We start from the raw sequence: 1,471 nt of genomic DNA on the forward strand, positions 1-1,471 counted from the left end.
ACGTCGCCTTCGGCCACCGTCTGGCCTTCCGCGGCAATGACCTTCCAGATAGTGCCCGCCAGCGGCGCGGTCACCGGCGTGCCGGCGCCTGCCGGGGCGGCCGCCTGAGCCGGGGCGGAAGAGGCAGCCGGCGCGGCCGCCGTCAGCTGGCTGATATCGCCGCCGTCGCTGACCTTCACCACAAAGGCTTTGCCCTCCACTTCCACGGTGTAAACGCCGGAGGCCGCCGGTTTTTCTGCTTTCACGGCAGGCTGCGCGGCTTCCGCCTGCGGCAGCGGCTCAAACGCTGCCGGGTTGTGGCGGTTCTCCAGGAACTTCAGGCCGGGTTGCGGGAACAGGGCCACGGTGAGCACGTCGTCGATGGCGTTCTCCGCCAGAACGATGCCCTTCTCCTGCGCCTGACGTTTCACGTCGGCTTCCAGCTGCGCCAGCTCCGGCTTCAGCAGGTCCGCCGGGCGGCAGGTGATGGCTTCTGCCCCGTTGAGCACGCGGGCCTGCAATGCCGCATTCACCGGCACCGGGGTGTGGCCGTATTCGCCCTTCAGAATCCCGGCGGTCTCCTTCGCGATGGTTTTGTAGCGCTCGCCGGTCAGCACGTTCAGCACCGCCTGGGTACCGACAATCTGCGAGGTCGGGGTGACCAGCGGGATGAAGCCGAGGTCCTCGCGCACGCGGGGGATTTCTTCCAGCACCTCATCCAGACGGTGGGCGGCGTTCTGCTGCTTCAGCTGGCCCTCAAGGTTGGTGAGCATCCCGCCCGGTACCTGGGCCACGAGGATACGGCTGTCGGTGCCCTTCAGCTGGCCTTCGAAGGCGTGGTATTTCCTGCGCACCTCGCGGAAGTACGCCGCGATGCTCTCCAGCCTGAGGATATCCAGCCCGGTGTCGTGCTCAGTACCCGCCAGGGTGGCGACCAGCGCCTCGGTGGCCGGGTGGCCGTAGGTGGCGCTCATGGAAGAGATGGCGGTATCAACGCCGTCAACGCCCGCCTCGATGGCCTTCAGCAGGGCCATCTCCGCCATCCCGGTGGTGGCATGAGCATGCAGGTGCAGGCGCACGTCATAGCGTTTTTTGATTTCGCTGACCAGCGCAAAGGCGGCCCCCGGGGTGAGAATGCCCGACATGTCTTTAATCGCGATGGAGTCGACGCCGGTCTCCAGCAGCTGTTCAGTCAGGTCAAGCCAGGTCTGCAGGGTGTGGGCCGGACTGGTGGTGTAGGAGAGCGTCCCCTGGGCATGAGCGCCGTGGCTGCGCACCGCCTGCAGGGCGGCTTTCATGTTGCGCGGGTCGTTCATGGCGTCGAAGACGCGGAACACATCCATGCCGTTTTTGACGGCGCGCTCAACGAAGCGCTCCACCACGTCATCGGCGTAGTGGCGGTAGCCGAGGAGGTTCTGGCCGCGGAGCAGCATCTGCAGGGGGGTCTTCGGCATGGCCTTTTTGAGCTCGCGCAGGCGGACCCAGGGGTCCT

General features: G+C 66.5%; 1 protein-coding gene. It reads right to left on the bottom strand.

What is annotated here, in order from left to right; genetic code table 11:
• Positions 1 to 1,471 (bottom strand): sodium-extruding oxaloacetate decarboxylase subunit alpha (gene oadA / locus ACSIPU_RS30250; protein ID WP_435322465.1); only part of this gene is annotated, 1,471 nt, incomplete at both ends.

The sequence above is a fragment of the Klebsiella sp. HN106 genome (assembly GCF_051209435.1).
GTDB classification, from domain to species: domain Bacteria; phylum Pseudomonadota; class Gammaproteobacteria; order Enterobacterales; family Enterobacteriaceae; genus Klebsiella; species Klebsiella oxytoca.